Below are 2915 nucleotides of genomic sequence, written 5' to 3'. Positions count from 1 at the left end.
TTGACTTTCTTATTTACCGGGCGTAAAAAATCTGTTTTTTTATATACCTTTGCTTACTTCATCATTATCTATCATATAAATATATGGAGAATATCTAGGATTAAAAAATAAATGATTCCCTGATTTATAAAAACTTTGGGCTTTAAATGGAGTATTAGCATTATCTGCAATACCTCTAGATGCTATTACCGGAACAAATTTCTCATTCGAATAAAATCCTAAACAAATACCGTCTTCAGTCTGAAATATATTGGTTCCCCATATCTTTCCCGTTTTCTCATCAACAGCTATTTCCATTACAGTTGCATTAGTTTTATATTCTGTAAACAACTTGTAATCAGGATATTTATATTTTATTATTTTTCGTCCTACAATAGATGATATGTATATATTTAAATCTGCATCTATATCAAAGTCTGATATATCAGCATATTCTCCTAGTCCACTTCCTATATTATGAATTTTAGTAATATATGAACCATTATCGTCAAATAAAAAGATCATAGCTTGGACTTTATCAAAAATATAATATGTCTCATTCTTATACAATATCTTAGTTATACTAGATATTAATGATCTCTCATTTGTTTCTAATGGAACAAAAGTTACAGAATCAAATTCATGCAAATGATTCTTCTTACTACAATAGTCATATTCCAACAAAGTAAGATTCCTATCTTCTACTTCTTTTAAAGAATTATTACGAGGATTATTGCATGAAACCAACAATAACAAAAAAATATATACAATTATTATTTTCATAAACGAACTATAATTATGTTTCTTTTATTAAAAAGAAAAAAAGAAACTGTATCATATTTGAATAAATAGAATCCACATAATTAATATAACGCTCCCACTCTGACAAATGTAGTTTGCAACTCGTACATCCCATGGAATCTACATATACCATAACCTTATATTCACTATCACTAATAGAAAAATCTATTTCATCCATACCTTGAATACTAAAGTTTAGATTTTCAGGAAATACAATCTCTTTACCTATCCAATCATTTAAGATTTTTTCCACCTGCTTTTTGTTTCTATTTTGACATGAAAACAAGCAAATTAAAAGAGAAACGACTAATAATAAATGTTTCATAATCAGATTCCGCCTAAATTGAACAAATAAAAATGATTCAAAAATTCATCTTATGAGATTAATATTCCGCAATTGTAGTAACAGCAACAACGGCAATAACACCCATTATTTTCTTTTTCATAATATACTTTGCTTATCTATTTATCTGCAATTATTCAAAACGAAATAGTACCAAAACAGGATTAGAATCTTCTGTTAAATTTTCAATACATTTTAAATGCGCTGAATCTGTCAAATTATCATTAGAAAGAATATAAGAAATAGTTTTTGACGTCGGCAAAAAGCTGGACACATAAAATTTACCATCAGATGATAGCACATGAATACAACTATCAAGCCTTTTATCATTGAACAAATGCATATTGTATACTTTTTGTGTCTTTTTATTTATGATTGTATATAATGAAGGGGTCGTTTGTGACACTATAAAAAAAGTGTTATCTGTTTCATAACAAGCTGATATGTCACGCATATATTTCTCATCTGTTATTATAGACTGCATGCCTCCAGCTTTCCATTGCATTATTTTATCTTTAGTAGGAAGCCACTTAGATTGTATTTTAAAATCCTTTGTTACTTCAGCTCCCCCAATACGATATATGCAAGGTGAAAAACGCATATAATAGTAAATTTCATCATTAGATCGATAAAAATAGTGTTTGGCAAAATGAGCTAAATTCCCGGTTTCGTCCAAATCGGATTCTTCTAAAATATCAAAATGTTTATTGTGGCGATTGTATTTTGCCAATTTAATATTCATCTTTCCTTTAGAAACAACATCAGACAAATAAATAAAATTCGAATCCGCTACCGCAAACTCCCAAAAGTACCTATCAATGTCAATCACGTTAACAGTTTCATTTTGTGATTCAGGATAAACAATTATACGCTTTGTCGCATTATCGGATACATAAATATTTCCTAATTTGTCAACATCAACATCTGAAGGCTCTATATATTCTTCCGGCCCACCTCCAACATTATGAATTTTTCTAATAAACATTCCATTATTGTCAAATACAAATATAGCTTTTCCCTTTCTATCAAAAATATAAAATAGATTATTCCTATATATTACTTTACTCATTTCATGAAACATAGATTCTTCTTTTGTTTCTAAAGGAATATATTTCACTTCAGCTACTTTCATATCAAAATTTAAATGTGTATCTAAATTTATAGTCCGGACATAATTTTCTTCATTTTCTTTAACTGATGTATTACATGAGAAAATTATTAGAAAAAAAACAATAAGACCAGCAACTCGTTTCATCATAAAATATATTGATAATAAATACTAATTTTTATTGTACATACAAATCCACCGCAATATTTTTACAAAATAAAAAAATCATCACAGTAGATTTGTATAGATTAGAGATTATCCTTTGGGGACAGTTACCTGCGTAGTCGTTTCACTTGGAGTACAATCACTGTAACCTCCATGCGGACATCTTACAATATGTTTATAAGTCACAATAATAGAGTTTCCATTATCTTCCCTACTAACCTCTTCCGTCCATGGTACAACAAATTTCTTATCACCTGATCCCTCTCCATCATCAGCTAACGCTTCTACATTAGCCAAAGCCAAATTAGACAAATTCACATCATTCTGCAAATTATATACATTATATCCCGCAACAGCGGTAATAGCAACAACGGCAATAATGCCCATTATTCTCTGTTTCATTTTTCAATAGTTTTGCATTAATACTTTCTTTTTCATTTCTGTATCTATCATTTCAACAGAATAACAATAGTTTGCTACATTAATTTTTATTCTTATGTTTGCATCCGAATCTTTTTT

The 2915-nt window shown here is 28.7% G+C and carries 4 protein-coding genes; all 4 read right to left on the bottom strand.

Annotated features, from left to right (window positions below; all coding sequences use genetic code 11):
* Positions 1-39 precede the first annotated feature (39 nt).
* Positions 40-762 carry a 6-bladed beta-propeller gene (locus DW173_RS23480; RefSeq protein ID WP_233562292.1) on the bottom strand — a complete coding sequence of 241 codons (723 nt, stop codon included), beginning with the start codon at positions 760-762 and terminating at the stop codon, positions 40-42.
* A gap of 13 nt (positions 763-775) precedes the next feature.
* Positions 776-1105: a hypothetical protein gene (locus DW173_RS23475; RefSeq protein WP_147402065.1), complete on the bottom strand. Its 330-nt coding sequence runs from the start codon at positions 1103-1105 to the stop codon at positions 776-778.
* A gap of 151 nt (positions 1106-1256) precedes the next feature.
* On the bottom strand, positions 1257-2381 hold the full coding sequence (locus DW173_RS23470) for a 6-bladed beta-propeller (protein ID WP_049702653.1): 1125 nt from the start codon (positions 2379-2381) through the stop codon (positions 1257-1259).
* A gap of 105 nt (positions 2382-2486) precedes the next feature.
* Complete coding sequence (locus DW173_RS23465) at positions 2487-2798, bottom strand: NVEALA domain-containing protein (RefSeq protein WP_049702652.1); 312 nt, start codon at positions 2796-2798, stop codon at positions 2487-2489.
* Positions 2799-2915: the final 117 nt, after the last annotated feature.

The sequence above is a fragment of the Bacteroides sp. AM16-13 genome, from assembly GCF_003602705.1.
Taxonomy (GTDB): Bacteria; Bacteroidota; Bacteroidia; order Bacteroidales; family Bacteroidaceae; genus Bacteroides; species Bacteroides xylanisolvens.
This window is presented reverse-complemented; position numbering and strand designations above follow the sequence as displayed.